The sequence below is a fragment of the Desulfovibrio intestinivivus genome, from assembly GCF_053570665.1.
The window spans coordinates 2692783-2711266 of the sequence record NZ_JBRBQT010000001.1; the positions used below are offsets into that span (position 1 = coordinate 2692783).

The 18484-nt window shown below is 56.6% G+C and carries 16 protein-coding genes and 1 other RNA gene; 12 read left to right on the forward strand and 5 right to left on the reverse strand.

What is annotated here, in order from left to right:
• Nucleotides 1–81 precede the first annotated feature (81 nt).
• The 12 genes from ACUZ9P_RS11600 (at nucleotide 82) to ACUZ9P_RS11655 (ending at nucleotide 13656) form a co-directional block, all read left to right on the forward strand.
• Nucleotides 82–2265 carry a hypothetical protein gene (locus ACUZ9P_RS11600; RefSeq protein ID WP_449249819.1) on the forward strand — a complete coding sequence of 728 codons (2184 nt, stop codon included), beginning with the start codon at nucleotides 82–84 and terminating at the stop codon, nucleotides 2263–2265.
• Nucleotides 2262–2813, forward strand: a complete 552-nt coding sequence (locus tag ACUZ9P_RS11605; RefSeq protein WP_449249820.1) for a hypothetical protein — start codon at nucleotides 2262–2264, stop codon at nucleotides 2811–2813. Before ACUZ9P_RS11600 ends, ACUZ9P_RS11605 begins: the two co-directional genes overlap by 4 nt.
• Nucleotides 2810–3175: a hypothetical protein gene (locus ACUZ9P_RS11610; RefSeq protein ID WP_449249821.1), complete on the forward strand. Its 366-nt coding sequence runs from the start codon at nucleotides 2810–2812 to the stop codon at nucleotides 3173–3175. Before ACUZ9P_RS11605 ends, ACUZ9P_RS11610 begins: the two co-directional genes overlap by 4 nt.
• Nucleotides 3172–3654: an acyl-CoA thioesterase gene (locus ACUZ9P_RS11615; protein ID WP_449249822.1), complete on the forward strand. Its 483-nt coding sequence runs from the start codon at nucleotides 3172–3174 to the stop codon at nucleotides 3652–3654. The genes ACUZ9P_RS11610 and ACUZ9P_RS11615 overlap by 4 nt, the downstream gene beginning before the upstream one ends.
• Nucleotides 3642–4829 (forward strand): DUF2062 domain-containing protein, encoded by a 1188-nt coding sequence (locus ACUZ9P_RS11620; RefSeq protein ID WP_449249823.1) that lies wholly within the window; start codon nucleotides 3642–3644, stop codon nucleotides 4827–4829. The genes ACUZ9P_RS11615 and ACUZ9P_RS11620 overlap by 13 nt, the downstream gene beginning before the upstream one ends.
• The gene (locus ACUZ9P_RS11625; RefSeq protein ID WP_449249824.1) at nucleotides 4819–5721 is read left to right on the forward strand and encodes an LpxL/LpxP family acyltransferase; all 903 of its coding nucleotides are present in this window, start codon (nucleotides 4819–4821) and stop codon (nucleotides 5719–5721) included. The genes ACUZ9P_RS11620 and ACUZ9P_RS11625 overlap by 11 nt, the downstream gene beginning before the upstream one ends.
• Entirely contained in the window at nucleotides 5718–5990 is a 273-nt protein-coding gene (locus ACUZ9P_RS11630) for a phosphopantetheine-binding protein (protein WP_411330688.1), read from the forward strand. Before ACUZ9P_RS11625 ends, ACUZ9P_RS11630 begins: the two co-directional genes overlap by 4 nt.
• Before the next feature lie 8 nt (nucleotides 5991–5998).
• Complete coding sequence (locus ACUZ9P_RS11635) at nucleotides 5999–7216, forward strand: beta-ketoacyl-[acyl-carrier-protein] synthase family protein (protein ID WP_449249825.1); 1218 nt, start codon at nucleotides 5999–6001, stop codon at nucleotides 7214–7216.
• Entirely contained in the window at nucleotides 7213–8088 is an 876-nt protein-coding gene (locus tag ACUZ9P_RS11640; protein WP_449249826.1) for a beta-ketoacyl synthase chain length factor, read from the forward strand. The genes ACUZ9P_RS11635 and ACUZ9P_RS11640 overlap by 4 nt, the downstream gene beginning before the upstream one ends.
• A complete protein-coding gene (locus ACUZ9P_RS11645; RefSeq protein ID WP_449249827.1) occupies nucleotides 8088–9299 on the forward strand; it encodes an AMP-binding protein in 1212 nt (403 codons plus the stop codon). Before ACUZ9P_RS11640 ends, ACUZ9P_RS11645 begins: the two co-directional genes overlap by 1 nt.
• Nucleotides 9300–9346: 47 nt before the next feature.
• On the forward strand, nucleotides 9347–12265 hold the full coding sequence (locus ACUZ9P_RS11650; RefSeq protein ID WP_449249828.1) for a hypothetical protein: 2919 nt from the start codon (nucleotides 9347–9349) through the stop codon (nucleotides 12263–12265).
• A gap of 212 nt (nucleotides 12266–12477) precedes the next feature.
• Nucleotides 12478–13656, forward strand: a complete 1179-nt coding sequence (locus ACUZ9P_RS11655; RefSeq protein ID WP_449249829.1) for a hypothetical protein — start codon at nucleotides 12478–12480, stop codon at nucleotides 13654–13656.
• Nucleotides 13657–13736: 80 nt separating this feature from the next.
• Here the strand turns inward: ACUZ9P_RS11655 and ssrA are convergent.
• The 5 genes from ssrA to ACUZ9P_RS11680 form a co-directional block, all read right to left on the reverse strand.
• Nucleotides 13737–14116, reverse strand: a transfer-messenger RNA (tmRNA) gene (gene ssrA, locus ACUZ9P_RS11660).
• 47 nt (nucleotides 14117–14163) lie between these two features.
• Nucleotides 14164–14700: a hypothetical protein gene (locus tag ACUZ9P_RS11665; protein ID WP_027180818.1), complete on the reverse strand. Its 537-nt coding sequence runs from the start codon at nucleotides 14698–14700 to the stop codon at nucleotides 14164–14166.
• A 229-nt stretch (nucleotides 14701–14929) separates the two neighbouring features.
• On the reverse strand, nucleotides 14930–16534 hold the full coding sequence (locus ACUZ9P_RS11670; RefSeq protein ID WP_449249830.1) for an AAA family ATPase: 1605 nt from the start codon (nucleotides 16532–16534) through the stop codon (nucleotides 14930–14932).
• Between the two features lie 77 nt (nucleotides 16535–16611).
• Nucleotides 16612–17448, reverse strand: a complete 837-nt coding sequence (locus ACUZ9P_RS11675) for an ABC transporter permease (RefSeq protein ID WP_449249831.1) — start codon at nucleotides 17446–17448, stop codon at nucleotides 16612–16614.
• Nucleotides 17448–18479: an ABC transporter permease gene (locus ACUZ9P_RS11680; protein ID WP_449249832.1), complete on the reverse strand. Its 1032-nt coding sequence runs from the start codon at nucleotides 18477–18479 to the stop codon at nucleotides 17448–17450. Before ACUZ9P_RS11680 ends, ACUZ9P_RS11675 begins: the two co-directional genes overlap by 1 nt.
• Nucleotides 18480–18484: the final 5 nt, after the last annotated feature.

The window sequence follows — 18484 nt, forward strand, 5'->3', positions numbered from 1 at the left end:
TTTGCCTTCTTGGCTGCCCGGATACAGCCAGATTCCAGTAGCTTGGCCTTTTTTCCCGACGATGTGCCGCAGGTGCGCCGCATGGCCAAAGCCCTGGATGTTTCCCCGGCTTCTGGCCTGCTGTTTATTGATCTTTCCACAGAGCGTCATGGCGGAAAGTATGCGCTTGCAGGCGCTGCCGATGCTATCGTGGGCGATCTGCCGCAGGATATGGCTGAAAGAGTGGGGGCCGTGGGCATGCCCGATGCCCAGGCGCTCATGGCTCTGCTGCCGTATTTTATGGATGATGCCACGTTGGGCCAGCTGCAACAGGCAGCCGATGCCCCGCAGATTGATGCCGCAGTGCGCTCGGCTCACAACAATCTGAACAGCCTCCTTGCCGCTGGCCCCGCCCAGGAATGGCTGCGGGCTGATCCACTGAGCTTGCGCCGGCTTGTGCTTTCACGCCTGCCAGCAGAGCATGCTGGGGCCATGCCTGATCCTGTGCTGGGCTACCCTGTGAGCGAGGACGGCAAACACCTGTTGCTGGTGCTGCGACCAGCCCATTCCCTGCACGATGTCAGCGCCGCCGCTCGGTTGATGGACGCCATCCATGCTTCCATGCAGAAACACCTCGCGCCGGATATGCAGGGCCTTGTGGTGGGCGGGCACAGGCACAGCGCCGTCAATGCGCAGGTTATCCAGCGCGACGTGACCAATATCGTCTTTTTTTCCATGCTGGGGTTTGTGCTGGTGTACGCCTTGCTGGTGCGCTCGCGCGGTGCCCTGTGGCTTATGCTGGTGCCCGCGTTTGCCGCCAGCTTCGCCCTGGGCGGCATGACCCTGCTCACGCCAGCACTCTCCGGGTTGGCCTTGGGTTTTGGCGCGTCCGTACTCGGCGTGGCGGAAGACTACGCCGTGCATATGCATTTTGCCCTGCGTAGCGGCGACTCAACAGAGAGTGTGCTGGAGCATATTACGCCGCCTCTGTTTCAGGGATATCTGGTCAATGCTTCCGGCTTTGCCGTATTGCTGTTTTCGGGCATTCCGGCTGTACGCCAGCTGGCCCTTTTTGCCCTGCTGACCTTGAGTGCGGGCTTTGCGCTGGCCGTTGTTGTGCTCCCCATATGCCCCTGGTTCAATACGCCGCCCCTGCCTGTGCGCAAAGAAAATACAGCGCTGCGTCAGCCTGTGCCCCTGCGTGTCTTTGCGTGTGTTTTTGGATTGTTGCTGTTGTGCTACGCCTTGTTTTCCATCGTACGGGTGGATGTTTCACCCCGCACCATGGGGGCGGACATGGCGCAATTGCAGCAGGACGGCGAGAAGCTTAAAGCCATTTGGGGATCGCGCGACAGCAACCTCCTCGTGGTTGAAGGGCCGACAACGGACGCGGCCCTTGCCAATGGCCGTGCTGTAGCGCAGGCCTTGCGCGTTCTTGAACCGGAAAACAAGATCGGCACACTTACCGATGTGTGGCCTTCGCCAGAGCAGACTCAGGCCAACGTGCAGCGGTGGGAGGCCTTTTCAAAGGCGGAAGGGCCGCGTGTTCAGGCCCTTTTGACAACCGCAGCGCAGCGTTACGGATTCACCGCTGAAGCCTTTACCCCCTTTGTGGAGCTGCTTGAACGCCCGGTGGCGGACTTTGACCCGGCAGTGCTACGCGCCGCAGGCCTTGGCGAAATGGTAGACGTATTTTTGCATGCGCCGCAAGCTGATGATCACACGGCAAGGCTTTTGCTCTTTACCAGCAAAAAGGCGGATGTGAGCCGTCTGGAACCTGCCCTCGCCGCGCAAACCCTTGCGCTGGCCCCCGGTGAGCTTGAAACAACGCTGTTGCAGCAGCTTGCCATGGAAAAACGGCTTGTTCCCCTGGCCTGGATGGCCTGCCTGGCGCTTCTGTTTTTATACTTTCGCGATGCGCGGCGAACCTTGCTTGCATCTTTGCCACCGTTGTGTTCCGTTGCATGTATACTTGCGTGGATGTCCATCACCAGCCACCCCCTGACATTGGCGGGCATGGCGGCAATGCCGCTGGTGCTGGGCCTTGCGGCGGACCACGGCATTGTGGTCACGCATGATCTTGTCAGCGGGGTGAAGATGGGCGTGGAGCGGGCCGTTGTTGTGTCTTCTCTCACCACGTTCACTGGCATGGGGCTGTTGGCCCTTGCGCAACACCCAGCCCTTAAAGCTATGGGTGAAGTTATTTTCTGGGGTTTGATTGTGGAGGTTCCTGTGGCCTTGTGGCTTTTGCCCAGACTCTGCCGGGTGCAAGGAAAACAGGCATGAAGGCAGTACGTTACATAGGCTTACTGCTGATTGTGGGTTTGCTTGCAGCATGCGGCGCGCAAAAGCGCGCCGTGCTGTTGCCGCCGCTTCAGGCAAGCCAGCAGAGCGGTTCGCTGGTGGCGCAGTTTGGCGCGCGGCTGACCCTTGCCGGGCAGAGCGCGCCAGTGCAGGGCGAAGTGCAAATGACTGAATCCGGCGGGAGTCTGGCGCTTATTCTGCCGCACGGCAGAACTCTGGGCGTCTGCACGTACAGCGCCGATGTTGCGCCAGACAGTGGGCCAAAGGGCGCAACAAGTGCGCAGTCTGTAAAAATGCAATGCACCACGGCGGAAGGTATGGGCAGGGAGGCCGCCAGCCTGCTTGTTCGCGCGGGTGTGGCCGTATACAGAATATTGCCTGCTCTCGGTCAGGATGCTGTGCAGCCGAACCTTGAGGGCAAAGGCTGGAAGGCTCGGTTCAGCCCGACAGCGGATGGCTTGAATGGCGTGTACAGTGAGCAGGACGGAATGACCATGGATATGTATTTTGTGGAGATTTCGCATTTATGAGCGTGATGCGTCGTGCCGTGCTGCATGCGGCCAGCCAGTTGGAACATTCGCCCGAGCAGGGCGCATGGCGGCAGAGCTTTTGTTTTGCGGCGGACAGTGCGGTGTTTGCCGGACATTTTCCGGGGCATCCTGTGCTGCCCGCTGTCGTTCAGGTGCTCATGGCTCAGGTTGCTCTTGAAGCAATGGGGCAATCCGCGGATCTGACATGTGTGCCGCAGGCCAAATTTCTTGCGCCGCTTGGGCCGGATGTGGATATTTTGCTGACCCTGAGCAAGGGACGGCGTGAGGGGCGCTGGGAATGCACCCTGCACAGCGGCGAAACGCTGGCAGCCCGCATACAGGTGGAGGTGCCAGCCCTATGAGCCTGCACCGCGCTTCACGTCCCCGCCGCCGTAGCGCGCCGGAGGTGCCTTCTCTCTGCGTCAGCGTCCAGCGCACGGTGCGCTTTGAAGAGGTGGATGCCGTGCGCTTCATGTGGCATGGCCGCTATGCCAGCTGGCTTGAGGATGGCCGGGAGGCCATGGGCCGTGCCTATGGTCTGAGTTATCTGGATTTTCGTGATAATGGCGTTGTGGTGCCGCTCAAGCTCTTTCATCTGGATTTTCACCATCCGCTGCTCTACGGCCAGACATACACCATCCATGCGGAGCTGTTCTGGAATGAGGCTGCAGTGCTGGATTTTGAATACCACATTGAAGACGCGGACGGCCTTGTGACCACCACAGCCAGCACAACCCAGCTCATGCTTGATCTGAACGGCAACCTGCTCATGGAGCCGCCAGCCTTTTACCGCGAATTCTGCGCGCAGTGGCGTCAGGGCAAGGTCATATGCCGCCAGTAATTGCCGTGGTCATTCCGGTGTACAACCACCGAGAAGGCCTGCGCGATGTGGTGCAGCGGGCCCTGAACCAGTGCGGCACGATCATCGTGGTGGACGACGGCTCCACTGACGGCAGTGCTGATAGCCTGGAGGGCCTGCCCATCACGCTTGTGCGCCTGCCCCGCAACGGCGGCAAGGGCGCGGCCCTGCTGGCTGGCGCGGCAAAGGCCGCACGGCTTGGCGCAACGCACATGATTACGCTGGATGCCGATGGGCAGCACTACCCGGAAGACATCCCCTTTTTTTTGCAGGCCATTGCGCAGCACCCCGGCGCAATTATTGTGGGCTGCCGCGATTTCAACGTGCCGCACGTGCCTGGCTCGTCCCGTTTCGGCAGGGCGTTTTCCGCCTTCTGGATGCGTGTGCAGACAGGGGAGCGGGTGCGCGACATGCAGAGCGGGTTCCGCGCTTATCCCTTGCGTGTGCTGGACTGCCTGAAATTCACGGAACCGGGCTACGCCTTTGAGGTTGAAGTGCTGGTGCGCGCCGCATGGGCCGGATTTGACGTGCGCGAAATTGGCATTCGGGTGTATTATCCGCCGAGGGAAGAGCGCGTTTCGCATTTCAAGGCGCTCAAGGACAATATCCGTATTTCTCTGCTGAACACGCGGCTGACTATCCGCGCCCTGGTGCCTGTGCCCTTTCGCCAGCACAGCGTGGACGGGCAGGGCCGCATTTCTCTGCTGCGCCCTATGGATTCCCTGCGCCGTCTGCTTGCGGACAGAGCCACTCCGTGGCAATTGGGGCGCTCGGCGGCCGTTGCCATAGCTGTTTCCACACTGCCCTTGCCGGGTTTGCAGAGTATTCTGCTCCTGCTGTGCATTGGCTGGCTGCGGCTGAACAGGCTCTGCGCTCTGGCAATGATCCCGCTCACGTGGCCCCCATTTGTGCCGGGCCTTGGGGTTTTGCTTGGTTACAGGCTGCGCAATGGCAGCTGGCTGACGGAATTTTCTGTGCAGACCCTCGGCTATGAAGCTCCACAGCGCATACTCGACTGGTTTGTGGGCGCGCTTGTTCTTGCACCGCTGCTGGGCCTGCTTGCAGGGGCCGTAGTGGGCGCGCTGGCCTATCTTGCGGCGCGCGGCATGACGCGCATGCGGCAGGGGGGCGGCAAAGGGAGCGACCTTGCAGACTAAACGCCCCATAACAGCCGTACTTGGCTCCCGGCTTCAGTACGGTTTTTTTGAGGTTCTGGTGCGCTGCCGGGTGCTCTTTGCAGCGCGAATTGTACTGGCCTTTGTTGTTCTGTACTATGCCATGCTGCCCCATGTGCGCCAGCGCTGCGCGGCCTATATTGACCGCCGCTTCCCCCGCGCCGGAGCCTGGAGCAAGTTTGTGCATGCCTACCGCCTGTATCTGAATTTCGGGCAGGTGCTGCTGGACAGGATGATTGCCGGGGTCACAGGGCGGTTTCCTTTTTGCGAAACTGACCAGCATGTGCGGCAGCGATTTGCCGAGGCAGGGGCCAACCCACATGGCTGCATTGTGCTGACGGCGCACATTGGCGCGTGGCAGGTGGGCATTGCGGGGCTGGAGCAGTTTGACCGCCCGGTGAACGTGGTGCAGTTGCTCAATCCCGAGGATCAGGGCAAACACTACTTCCAGCACGGCAGGGGCAGGCCGTTCAAGATCATTGATTCGGCGGATCCTGTGGGTTCCATGGTCGAGGCTGCGGCAGCGCTGCGGCGCGGCGAAGTGGTCTGCCTCATGGGCGACAGGTTGCACGGTACGCGGCAATCCGGGCAGGGCGTTGAGGTCATGTTCATGGGGGGGAGCATCCACATCCCAGCCAGCGCCTATGCTCTTGCCTCCATCACGGGGGCGGAACTGCTCATGCTCTTTACCGTGCGGGAAAAAGGCGTCACCAGAGTTTTTATGGCTGAGCGGCTGGCGGTGCCCGCTGGTTTGCCACGCCGTGATGTTTCTGTTTTTCAGCCGTATGCGCAGCAGTTTGCAGCAGCTCTGGAGACTGTTGTGGAACGGCACCCGTACCAGTTCTTTAATTTTTACGATATGTGGTCGCAATGATGACAAAAAATGAAATGGAATCCGCCCTGAAAGTGGCGATTATTGATGGCCTGCGCCTCGAAGACGTTACCGTGGAAGACATTGATTCCTCGGCCCCGCTGTTTGGAGATTCCGGCCTGATGCTGGACTCGCTGGACGCGGTGGAACTTGTGGTCGTGGTTGAAAAGCATTTTGGCGTAGCCATTGCTGATGCCGAGGAAGCCCGCAAGGCCTTTACCTCAGTGAGCGGCCTTGCAGACTTTATCTGCGCCCGCAAAGCGCAGGCGTGAGAAAAGCAATGCAGCACGGCTCAGGCGTTGTTGTAACAGGCATGGCCTGCCTGTGCGCGGCGGGTGACAGCCCGGTTGCGGTTCTGGATGGCCTGCAAAGCGGGCGGGGCGGGCTTGTTCCGGCTAGTGTACTGGACAGCCGGGCCTTGCCGTATCCGTTTTTCGGGCTTGCTGGAAAGCACTTTCCCGGCGGCCGCAAGCACTCCGCCCAGGATACCCTCACGCTCGCAAGGGCCGTGTGCCGCAGCGCGCTGGCCGAGGCCGCGCTGCCCCAGCATCTGCTGCGCGAGGCGGGCATTGTGCTTGGCACAACCGCCGGGAGCGCGTCACATTTTCTGGAGTCTTACGCCGCCAGCCGTGGAACCACGTCAGAGCAGGCTGCTGCATCGGCACCGCCTGCATGCTCCTGCGGGCAGGGGGCCGACCGCGATGATTACTTCAGCGCCAATCTTGCGCTGGAGATGGACGTGGAGGCCCACGGGCCGCGCCTGACCGTCACCGATGCCTGCACATCCGGCGCGGACGCCATTGGTCTGGCAATGGATCTCATCACCACAGGCCAGTGCCAGTGCGTGCTTTGTGGCGGAGCCGATGCCCTGAGCCTCGTGCCGCATACGGGCTTTGCGCGGTTGATGATATATTCCGACCAGCCGTGCCGCCCCTTTGACCGTGACCGCAAAGGCCTGAACCTTGGCGAAGGCGCAGCCGCTCTCGTTCTGGAAAGCGCCGAGCATGCCCGCGAACGCAATGCCGCCGTGCTCGGGCATGTGCTGGGCTACGGCAACGCCTCTGACGCGCACCATTTTACCGCGCCGCATCCGGAAGGGCGGGGCCTGGCATTCGCCATCGGCTCGGCTCTGGATCAGGCGGGCCTTACAGCGGCGGACATGGCATTTGTGAACGCGCATGGCACGTCTACCCGTGAGAACGACAAGGTTGAAGGGCGGCTTTTGTGCACCCTGTTGCCGGGGGTGCCCGTATGGGCCAGCAAGGGCGGCACTGGGCACACACTTGGGGCCGCTGGCGCGCTGGAAGCCGTGCTGACGCTCGCGGCCCTGCGCAACGGCACGGTTCCGGCCTCGCCGGGGTTTTTCAATATTGATCCTGAAATAGGTTTTGCGCCCACGCAGAGCGCCCTTGCGGCATCGTCGCCATTTGCGCTTTCAACCTCGCTGGGTTTTGGCGGCGGCAATGCCGCTCTGGTTCTGGGGAGGGTGAAGCCGTGAGCAGTGCAGCGCTTTCTGTGGCGGGAACCGGGCTTGTGCACAGCATAGGCGGCAAGGATGCCCTTGCTGCCATACAGTCAGGGCAAACGCCTGCCATATCTGCCCCCGATATTTCTTCACTCGCGGCATTGTTGCCGGGCGTGTCGCTGCGCCGCATTCCCCGGTATGCGCGTATGGCGCTTCTGGCCTGTGTGCAGGCTCTGGATGCAGCGGGCTGGCGACAAAAAGAAGTCCTGCACCGAACAGCTCTTGTTTTTGGTACGGCCTACAGCAGCTCGCAAATGAGCATGGATTTTATGGATTCCATTCTGGACAACGGGCCGCATCTTTCTTCGCCAACGGCCTTTTCGCATGCCGTCAACAATATGGGCGCAGGCCTGCTCAGCCTGCTGCTTGGCATTGAGGGGCCGTGTTTTACCATCTCGCAGTTTGAGCTTTCTTTTGCCGGCGCTGTGAGCACGGCGGCAGCCCTGTTGGGTGCGGGGCGGGCCGAGAGGGTGCTGCTCTGCGCGGTGGACGAAACCGACAACCGTTTTTCCCGCTGCTGCCCGGAATATTTAAGCAGCAGGCACCCCCAGACGGAAGGGGCCGTTGCCCTGTGTCTGGGCGGGCAAGCTGCGGGTGCGCCTTCGTTGCAAGCGCGGTGGGGGCAACAACCGGAGGCGGACGGCCCGGTCTTTGCCTCTGGTGCCGCATCCGGGCCCGGCTGGACAAACCATGAACATCTGTACGGTCATGGGCCGCTGGCCCACGCACTGGACGTGATGCTGGCCCTGAACATGCCTCAGACGGACAGGGCCGAAGCTGTTAACTGCGTCTGCGCTGCTGCTGCAAGCGGCAGACAGGTATTAATCGAAGTGCGGGGTGCGTAATGGAGTCCTGGCCGCTTGAGCGGATTGCAATTCTTGATTTCAGGGCCGTTACGGCGATTGTGCAATCCGTGGCGCAGGCAGAGTTGAGCCAGCACAATCCGCTGAGCTTTGAGGCGCGCGCGCCGCACGGGTTTGCATCCATGCGCTGGGAATCGCTTGGGCTTGATGCCACTGCGCTGGAAAATATGGCGCAGCGCTGCAATGCCATGTTTCACACCACTGCGGCAGCGCCCGAAGTCGGCGGGCTGTGCGGCGATTTTTCGCAACAGGTTTTGCAGCAGTGGGAAAACAGCGACCGTTCACTCACGTTTTTTACTTCCGGCTCAACAGGCAAGCCCAAACCCTGCACGCATAAGGAAAGCCACATCCGGCAGGAAGTGACCAGTCTGGCCCCCATTGTGGCGGACAGAACCTCGGCGCTGATTACCGTCCCCATGCATCACATGTACGGCTTTACGTTCGGCTTGCTGCTGCCCCTGAGCCTCGGGGTGCCTATCCGCAGCGTGCCACCTTTGCCGACGATGGTTGAGGCGCAGATGCGCCCCGGCGACCTTGTTATCAGCATTCCGCTGTTGCTGTCGCGCCTTGTGGATATGCGGGGATGGCAGAGTTCCAACTCGGAGACGGGGCAGGGGATTACCCTGCTGACCGGTACCTCGCCCACGCCGCCCGAGGTGATGCATGCGCTGGAGCGGCAGGGCTTTCGCGTAATGGAATTTTTTGGCTCGTCCGAGATGGGTGTGGTTTGCTGCCGCTTTGAGCCGGAAGCCGATTATGAACTGCTGCCGCATGTGGCGCGGGGAGAAGGGGAGCACGGCAACGCGCTGGTGCGCTGCCTGCCGGATGGCGTGGTGCAGCACTACCCGCTGATGGATAACGTAACCTGGACTGGCCAGCGGCACTTGCGACCGGGCGCGCGCATCGACAAAGCCGTGCAGGTGGGCGGCATCAACGTGTTTCCCCAGTATGTGGCTTCGGTAATCGAGCGCCACGAAGGGGTAAAACAGTGCCTTGTGCGGCTGATGCGGCAGGACGAGGGCTATAGACTCAAAGCCTTTGTGGTGCCGCAACCGGGCTATGACGTGTCAGCACTGCACAAGGAGCTGATTCTGCATGCCCGCCGTGAACTGAGCGATGTGCAACGCCCCGGTGCCTATACCTTTGGCCCGGATATCCCCCGTGGCCCCCTGGGCAAGCCGATGGATTGGTGACAATAGCGGGCTAAAACACAGTCATCATAATAAGCAGATAGCCAGTCATGATTGAACGGACTTTTCAAGATATTCCTGATGGGAAAATTGAAGATGCTGACCAGCATGAATTTCTGGTCAGTCTTGGCTGGTCGAGAGGAATTTCTTGGAATGATCTGTTGCGGTCAAAGCGCATACTTATAGTTTCTGAAGCAGGCGCGGGTAAAACTTATGAATGCAAAGTCCAGTCTCAGCGCCTGAGCAATGCTGGCGCACCAGCTTTTTTTGTTGAACTCTCATCATTGGCAACAGTTGATCTTAGAGATTTGTTTGATTCTGAGGAGGGAGCGCGTCTGGACAGTTGGCTTTCTTCACCAGATGAAGAAGCCACTTTTTTTCTCGATTCAATTGATGAGCTAAAGCTTACACAGCATTCTTTCAAGCTGGCGCTTACGCGCTTTAAGAAAGGGATAAAAGATCAGCTCCATAGGGCAAAAATTGTCATAACAACTCGTCCAATCCCTTTTGACGAAAGTTTGATTCGAGAATTGCTGCCAATCCCGCCCGGACAGCCGAAGGGTTCGAAAGAAGAACGGTTTGCGGAGATCATGACGCGTGAGCGTCTTCAACAGCACAACGCCGATGATGCAAACGAACCCCTGGGGTGGCGTTTGGTCGCCTTACTGCCCCTTTCCGATGAACAAATTAAAAAGTTTGCCTCACAACAGCGAGTGGAAAACCCAGAGCAGTTGCTAGAAGACTTGCTGCGCCGCAACGCGCAATCTTTTGCGCGCCGTCCGCAAGACCTCATTGAACTATGCGCCGACTGGCGGGAAAACAGGCGAATACGAATACATCGTGATCAAGTCAAAACAAATATCCGTGTGAAGCTTGAGGCGCGCGCTGATAGACGTGAAGCCTGTGAATTGTCGTCAGATAAAGCGTGGGAAGGTGCAAGCAGGCTGGCGCTTGCAATGCAAGTCATGCGCCTTTTTACAATTCGGCACAGTGCTGCCTCAGACATCGCTGGGGACGATGCAGCACTGAATCCGTTACGTATATTGTCTGATTGGCAGCCAAATGAAGTGAAAACGCTGCTTGAGCGGCCGCTCTTTGGTTTTGCGTCTTATGGCCGGGTACGGTTTCACCATCGTTCAGCAATGGAATATCTTGCTGCCGAGCGTCTTACGTACCTTCGCGAACAAAGAATGCCTCTGAAGTCTTTAAGGCGACTTATTTTTGCTGAAACAAAAGGCAAAATAATAGTTCGACCCTCAAAACGCCCTGTTGCAGCGTGGCTGGCGTTGAATATTCCCAGCATATTTGAGTCGCTGCGAGATAATGAACCGGAAGTGCTTTTAAATGAAGGCGACCCGGAAGCACTCAGCCTGCCGCAGCGAAAGGAGATTCTGCGAGCCTTTGCCAAGAGATACTGTTCTAGTGGTTGGCGAGGAATGGATGTGCCGTCCATTCAGGTTGAGCGCTTTGCTTCAGCTGATCTTGCAGATGAAATTCGTCAGATATGGCTTGAAGGGGTAGAAAATCCTGAAGTTAGAATATTTCTCCTGGGTCTTATTGGTGGTGGTGGCATCACCTCCTCTGCTGCTGATGTTTATGATCTTTTGAATAGTACAAATTCTTCTGCAAGCGATAAAATAATAGCTCTCCGAACACTCGCCGTCCTTAATGACAAAAGTCTGTGCGAGGTTTCTGCACATATCGCAGAGAGTGACACTTATGGGTCAAAACTCTTTGTCAGCCGAGCTGTTGCAGTTCTTTTTCCTCAATTTATGTCTGCGGACCAGCTTTGTAAGACACTTAGGTGGATAGAATCCAAAGAGAACACCCTATGGGAAGGTAGCAGGTATATCACCAGCATTATAACATCGTCTGAGATTGATTATGATGTTCTGGTCGTACTGAGGGAAAGTTTTGTAGCATTGCTATCCGAGGGGCTTCGTTGGCAACACGAGTGGCCGCATATCACAAATGATTTTCCTCAGTATTGTGGCATCTTGGCTGCTATATGTTTACAAGGCCTTAAGCAAGATGTGAACAAGGCCTGGTGTCAGGCCAGTGTGCTCGCTTTATGTCTATTTGATAGGCATTATGGGGGAATTTGTGAATCCATTCTGAAACTGCGTGGATATTTATTTGGCTTATCTGCAAAAGATAATTGTTTTTTATTTTGGTGTGCGGATGCATTCCTACAAGCTCTTCATTACAATAGTGATCCCATTCGACGTTTTCTGGCGCTATCAGGAGTATATGGATTTGTGAGGCTCAATTTTGACAGGGATCATAGATGGATCAATAATTCGTTGGCTGATAAAAATCGTACTGTAGATGATCGTGCAATGCTTTTGGAAGCTATACTTCACATTACTCCAGTTCATGAGATTGTTGGTGAACGCCGTAAAAAAATTGAATCTCTTGTTGAAGACAACCCATCACTACTCAAAATTTTTGACACTAGAATAAAAGTACAAATAAAAAATAAAAAAACCAGTTTGCGATTAAGTAGAAAGGAAAATGGCCGCGAAGATCATAAAAATCGGGCTGAAGCCAAAAAACGTGCTACCTGGATAGAATTTTGGCGCAGGGTTACCAATAAATCTGACTATGCATTTTCAAGTGAGAAATCATTCGACACAGTATGGAATTTATGGATTTTCATGCGCAGGCTGGCAGATGATGATAATTTGTCTGTCTGGAATCGGAGTGCTATTGAAGATTACTTTGATAGAGCCACTGCGGATAGACTTAAATCTGTTTTGACTACCATATGGCGCAACGATAGCCCGACATTGACTTGTGAGCGTCCAGATGAAAGTCGTAATTCTTATTTAAAGCGCTGGGAACTGGGCTTGGCAGCGATTAGAGCCGAAGCTGAAGATTTAGAGTGGGCAAAGAAGCTCACTGAAGAAGAAGCCCTAAGAGCTGTACGTTACGCGCCACTTGAGTTGAGCGGACTCCCGCATGGGTAGGCCCGCTTGTAGAAGCTCATCCCTCTGCTGCGGAAGTCCTTTGGAAAGAAGTAGCGTGGGAACTTGACCAAGCGTTAGTGGTGGGTAGTTATTCTTGGTTGCTCCAGCAGCTTAAAGATGCTCCAGAAAATATGGCGAGAGTGTTTCTCCCTCGCCTGTTAACTTGGTTGGAATCTGGTGTAGCTTGCAATGACGGGAATAATGATATCGTCATGGCAGAAAGAATTCGCCATGCCACACGTCCAATAATAAAATACGGTGATGTTGCGACAAAGACAAAACTTGCACAGATTGCGCTTGAACGTCTCACTAGCTCTCTTTCATCAGAATTGCACGACATGTGGCTCTCCACATTGTTGCAAATTGACCCAGAACGTGGGGTAGTGGCATTTGAGAATTTTGCAAGCACGATGGAGCCTTCTGCTCGCTCAGAAGTGGTGTCCTGTTTTTCTAGGTTCTTCGGAAACCGAGATAGTGCTGTGAGTCTGCATAACAAGTTATTTACGCCACAGTTATTGCTTCGGCTGCTCCGTCTCGCCTACCAGCATGTTCGGGTTGAAGATGATGTACACCGCGAAGGCGTTTTTTCCCCAGATGCTCGCGATGATGCCCAGATGGCGCGTCATAATATTTCTAACGCATTGTTCAGCATAAAAGGTGAAGATGGTTTTAGTGTTCAGCTTGAAATGGCTGCGGATCCTTTTTGCGAGCATTTCAAGGATAGATTTATTGCAATAGCTGAAGAAAACTGGGCTCAAGAGATTGACGCGCATGCGTATGATGAGCAGCAGGCCATTGCGCTCGATAAAAGTGGCGAAGTCCCTGCTGCCAGTAATGAAGCAATGTTTGGTATCTTAAAAGACAGGTTGTCTGACCTGGATGACCTTTTGCTGCGCGACACGTCTCCTCGAGAGGCATGGGCCGGAATTGATAAAGAGTCGGTGTTAAGGCGCGAGATCGCTCGGGAACTAGAGTACGCCGCCAATTCTCTTTATACAGTGGATCAGGAAGCAGTGACCGCAGATGAAAAAGAGACAGACATTCGTTTGCGTTCCGTGGTTGGCGGTTATGAGGCTGTGATTGAGCTTAAGTTGGGGAATGAACGTACTGCTAAAGATCTGCGTGATACGATTAAGAACCAACTTGTAAAAAAATATCTGGCCGCAGAAAAAAGCAGGGCTGGGGCGTTGCTTGTGGCAATTTCCAAAAATCGTCAATGGGAACATCCAGATGAAGGCAAAAAGATGAATATTACTGAACTCACTGAACTTTTGCGCAATGAGGCAGAGCGTGTACAAATTGCCTTGGGAAGCAAGGTGTTTATTATGATTCATCTTCTGGATTTGCGTCCTCGCCTGTCAACTGAGAAGAAAGCCAAAACCAAAGCCTAGAGTCAGCTCTTCCAATAGCAAAACAAAAAGTGGCTTATACGTCTTATTCAGATCGTATAAGCCACTTTAATTTGTGGGGGTGGTGGAGGCGGGGGGAGTTGAACCCCCGTCCGCGAACTGTCCACACGAAGCATCTACAGGTTTATGTCAGGTATTAATTTCACCGTGGTGGTAGCCCCTGACCGGGCGCATCACGGCAATCTCGCCGGTAAACTCCTCGCGGAAAACCCCGGTGAGCACCGATTTCCGCCAGCCTGATAAGTGTCGCCATTCAGGGTTATCAGACATGGCCCAGAATGACGTGACCGCCTAAGCGGTCGTTGCCTCGCTGTTTTTAGGCAGCGTAAGCGTAGTCGTAATCGTTGTTGGCAATTACTTTTGTTGCCGCTTTTTACGAGGCCAGCGGCGCCTCGACCTGCCGCTAAGGCTTCCACGTCCCCGTCGAAACCAGTGCGCCCCCATTTGGTCAAGCATTACAATAAGTCGCTTGCTCGACTTTGGCAAGCTCTAACGGATATAGAAATGCGAGAGCGGTCCCTTAAGGCACATATGGTAGTGCCCCAGCAGGGGATTGGCATCTTCAACCTGATCGATAATATCGTTATGGATCTGGGTTGCCAGTTCTACACCGTGCGAGAGCATGGCCACCTGGGCCATTTCCTTAAAGTTTTTTTGCAAGTCCGGCTTGCGCGTGATGATATCGCACAGCAGGTTGGCGTCGTTGTCGTTGCCTTCAACCACCAGTGTTCCCTCGGGCGAAACATACAGATGCAGGCGGTCTTCGGGCCGGAGGTGGCGTTCTTCAAGCTGGCTGTTCAGCATGTCCATAAAGGCTTCCTGAAGCGAATCAAGCCGCGCTTCAAGTGCCGTAACAAGCCCTTCGCCATCCTTTGCCAGGCATCTCAAGGCCCTGGCCGATGCTTCGTCCAGGCCCGAAAGCGGTTGCCCCGCAATCTGCCCGTGCCGTGCATGCGAGGCGGCTTCGGGAGCGCCAGTTTGCATGTGGAGCATGGCGCTTATGCAATTATTATTTTCGTTAGTCACATGCTCCCCCTGTGGCTATGGTCAAATTTGCCTTTCCGTTATCTGGAGAAGGTATAAGCAAGATAAGTGCCAGTTCTCATTGCAGGCCTGAAAAAGGGCAAAAAGTTTAGAAAAAGTCAAAAAATTGTCAGAAAGATACGTAGATACTGGCCGAAGCACGATAATGTCGCGGCAAGTATGAAAGAAAAATGCCGCATGGTCTAAACCACACGGCAAATTTTGCAGAGTGCTATTTTTCCAGGCTGCGGGCCAGCGCCTCGCCCTGTTCGCCGCCGCCTGCCATGCGCGCAAGCTCGGCGTGGCGGTCTTCCTTGTTAAGGGGGGAGCAGAGGGTAAAGGTTTCCCCATCGCGCACCATCTTAACAATCTGAAAATGCCTGCGGGCGCGGGCCGCCAGTTGCGGCCAGTGGGTGATGAGCAGCATCTGGCGCGTTTCGGCCAGTGCGTAGAGCTTTTCGGCCAGCTTGTTCAGGGTCATGCCGCCAACGCCGGCATCGACTTCGTCAAATATAAATGTAGCGCCTTCATCGTCCTGCTGCACGCTGGCCAGCGCCAGCAAAAAGCGCGAAAGCTCGCCGCCCGAGGCGATTTTATCCAGCGGTTGCGGGGGCTGGCCGGGGTTGGGGGCCCAAAGGATGCGCCCTCGCTCGTCTGTAACGCCGGGCCAGATTTCCTGCACGGCAAAATCGGGCAATACCCGTACCTGATCTGAAAAGCCCAACTGGCGCAGTTCATTTTCAAGTTTGGTCGCAATGGCGGCTGCCGCTTCGCGGCGCGCCGGGATGATGCTGGCGGTCACGGCGGCAAGCTCTGCGGCAAGAGCTGCCGCTTCCTTGTCCAGCCGGGTGATGTCCAGCGCGCATACATCAAGGAAGGAAAGGTTCTCAGAAATTTCTTCGCGCAGGGCCAGAATCTCTGGGAGGGTTCTGTGCAGCTTGCGCTTGAGTTGCGCAAGGGCAAACAGGCGCTCTTCCAGATGATCCATGTCGGGCATTTCGTCCAGCCCCGGCAGGGCGGGGGGACGGCGAAGCCTGCCGCCAAGGTGGGCCAACTGCTGGCGCAGGGCGGCCACGGCGTCGGCATCGGCCTGGAGGGATTCGTCCTCCCGGCACATGCGCTGCAAGAGCTTTTCCAACTGGCCCAGCTGGTCGATCACGCCTTCTTGATCATCGCCTTGCAGCAAAATGAGCGCCTGCTCGTAATTCTCCTGCTGGTGCTCCATGGAACGGGCCAGCGCGCGAATTTCTTCCAGCTTTTCTTCTTCGCCTTCTTCGGGAGAAACCTTGTCGATCTCCTGCTGCTGCATTTCAAGCAGCTCGCGCCGTTCGCCCAACCCGGCCTGACGCTCAAGCAGGGCAGAGCGCTGGGCCGCATTGGCCTGAAGGCGCGCAAGCAGGGCGTCCCGCTGGTGCAGAAGCTCGGGGCAGCTTAGGCCGCTTTCCAGCAGTCTGGCCTGAAATGAGGATTGAAGCAGTTTTTGCTGGGCGTGTTGGCTGGTGTGGGCCACAAGGCGGTTGCGCAGGTCGCGCAGACTGTCTTGCGAGCGCAGCTCATCGTTGATGTACAGGCGGCTGCGGCCTGTCTCCGCCACAATTTCGCGCCGCAGAACCATGTCCGCATCTTTTGTGCTAAACAGGGCCTCTACCTGTGCGCGCTCAGCACCCGCGCGAACCATATCCGCCGAAAGTTTGTCGCCAAGCAGAAAGCCCAGCGCTTTAAGGATAAAGCTCTTCCCCGCCCCGGTTTCACCCGTCAGCACGTTCATGCCGGGCGAAAATTCCAGTTCCATGTCCTCAATGAGGGCCAGATTGCGAATGCGCAGGTATTCAAGCATGGCTTTAACGTATCTTTATGGCGGTTTATTTACTTAATGTAAAACTTTAACTATCTTGGATGCCCTTACATTTCAAACTATTGGCGAAGGCGCGGATCAAAGATATCCCGCAGGCTTTCACCCAGAAGGTTATAGCCCAATACCGTTACCAGGATGGCCAAGCCGGGATATACCGACAGCCAGGGTGCGGTTTCAATCACGGCTTTGCCGTCCATGAGCATGTTGCCCCAGCTGGCTGCGGGGGGCTGCACGCCAAGCCCCAGGAAGCTGAGACTTGATTCTACCAGTATGGCCCCGGCAACGCCCAGTGTAGCTGTTATCAGCACGGGCGCAAGGGCATTGGGCAGTATGTGCCGAAACAGTATGCCCGCTGTGGATGTGCCAGCCAGCCGTGCGGCGTCGACAAATTCACGCTCGCGCAGGGTAAGCGCCTCTGCGCGCACAAGGCGGGTAACGCCCATCCACGAGGTAAGCCCAATAACCACCATGATATTGGTAAGATTGGGTTCAAGAAAGGCAATCACCGCCAGGATAAGAAAGAATGACGGAAAGCAGAGCATGATATCAACCACGCGCATGATGCACTCGTCCACCCAGCGGCGAAAATAGCCGCTCACAAGGCCAAGAACAGTCCCGATGCTGACCGATATGCCCACAGCCACAAAGCCTACCCAAAGAGAAACCCTGCCGCCGTAAAGCAGGCGCGAAAAAACATCGCGTCCAAGGCGGTCTGTGCCGAGCAGAAAGCGGGAGGAGGGCGGCTCCAGAATATTGTCCAGATGCAGGGCGTTGGGGTCAAAGGGCGCAATCCATGGGGCAAGGAGCGCGGCCAGCGACATGGCAAGCACAATAACAAGCCCGAGCGCGAGCATGAGGTTGCGGCCAAGCAGCTTTTTGAGGGCGCGGGGCAGCATCAGGCGTTGTCCTTTGCGTTGCGGATGCGCGGATCCGCGATTCCGTAGCAGAAATCCGCCAGCAGGTTGCCCACGAGCGTGAGTACAGCCCCAAGAACCAGATTGCCCATGATCATGGTGTAATCGCGCGCCATAACTGCGCCGTAAAACAGCTGGCCCAGCCCCGGCAGGGCAAAGATGGACTCAATAATGACGCTGCCGCCGATAAGCCCCGGCACCGAAAGGCCCAGCAGGGTAATGACGGGCAGCAGCGCGTTGCGCAGGGCATGCCGCCAGATAACCGCGCCAGCGCCAAGCCCCTTGGCCCGCGCTGTAAGAATGTAATCCTGCCGCAGCACTTCAAGCATGCAGGCGCGCATGTAGCGCGACATGCCAGCCAGCCCGCCCACGGTATACACCAGTGTGGGCAGGGCCAAGTGCCGCGCCAGATCGCAAAACTTGCCCCAGGCGCTCAACTGCTCGTAATTCATGGATGTAAGGCCGGAAATGGGCAGCCATTGCAGCTCAATGCCAAAAAACATCATGAGCAGCAGGGCCAGCCAGAAGGACGGCATGGCAAAACCCAGAAAAACCAGCACGGTAACGGACTTGTCCAGCAGCGAATTCTGCCGGCAGGCGGAAACAATGCCCACCGGGATGGCAATGAGCAGGGTGAGCACCAGTGAAATAACGTTCATGCCCACGGTGAGGGGCAGGCGCTCAAGAATTTTGCTCAGCACCGGGCGGGAATCGGCAGACATGGAATTGCCGAAATCCAGATGCACGATGCGGGTCAGCCAGTCCCAGTACTGCACATACAGGGGGCGATCAAGCCCATAAAGCACCTCAAGCCGCTGACGCGCCGCAGCGCCAGCCAGCGGATTGAGCGTGGTTTCCATATCTGTGGGAGAGCCTGGGGCCAGATGGATGACCCAGAAGCTGATGATGGTGATGCCCCACAGCACAAGCAGCATCCACAACGTTTTGCGTAAAACGTGCAGTAGCGGGCCGGAAAAACGGCCTTTTGCGGCAGATGCGGGCAGGGTGCTCATGAAAA

Excerpts from the sequence above, each read along its gene's own strand:
- ACUZ9P_RS11600 (WP_449249819.1), top strand. The coding sequence starts at position 82 with ATGGCCAAAGCCCTGGATGTTTCCCCGGCTTCTGGCCTGCTGTTTATT.
- ACUZ9P_RS11605 (WP_449249820.1), top strand. The coding sequence starts at position 2,262 with ATGAAGGCAGTACGTTACATAGGCTTACTGCTGATTGTGGGTTTGCTT.
- ACUZ9P_RS11610 (WP_449249821.1), top strand. The coding sequence starts at position 2,810 with ATGAGCGTGATGCGTCGTGCCGTGCTGCATGCGGCCAGCCAGTTGGAA.
- ACUZ9P_RS11615 (WP_449249822.1), top strand. The coding sequence starts at position 3,172 with ATGAGCCTGCACCGCGCTTCACGTCCCCGCCGCCGTAGCGCGCCGGAG.
- ACUZ9P_RS11620 (WP_449249823.1), top strand. The coding sequence starts at position 3,642 with ATGCCGCCAGTAATTGCCGTGGTCATTCCGGTGTACAACCACCGAGAA.
- ACUZ9P_RS11630 (WP_411330688.1), top strand. The coding sequence starts at position 5,718 with ATGATGACAAAAAATGAAATGGAATCCGCCCTGAAAGTGGCGATTATT.
- ACUZ9P_RS11635 (WP_449249825.1), top strand. The coding sequence starts at position 5,999 with ATGCAGCACGGCTCAGGCGTTGTTGTAACAGGCATGGCCTGCCTGTGC.
- ACUZ9P_RS11645 (WP_449249827.1), top strand. The coding sequence starts at position 8,088 with ATGGAGTCCTGGCCGCTTGAGCGGATTGCAATTCTTGATTTCAGGGCC.
- ACUZ9P_RS11650 (WP_449249828.1), top strand. The coding sequence starts at position 9,347 with ATGATTGAACGGACTTTTCAAGATATTCCTGATGGGAAAATTGAAGAT.
- ACUZ9P_RS11655 (WP_449249829.1), top strand. The coding sequence starts at position 12,478 with ATGGCAGAAAGAATTCGCCATGCCACACGTCCAATAATAAAATACGGT.
- ACUZ9P_RS11670 (WP_449249830.1), bottom strand. The coding sequence starts at position 16,534 with ATGCTTGAATACCTGCGCATTCGCAATCTGGCCCTCATTGAGGACATG.
- ACUZ9P_RS11675 (WP_449249831.1), bottom strand. The coding sequence starts at position 17,448 with ATGCTGCCCCGCGCCCTCAAAAAGCTGCTTGGCCGCAACCTCATGCTC.
- ACUZ9P_RS11680 (WP_449249832.1), bottom strand. The coding sequence starts at position 18,479 with ATGAGCACCCTGCCCGCATCTGCCGCAAAAGGCCGTTTTTCCGGCCCG.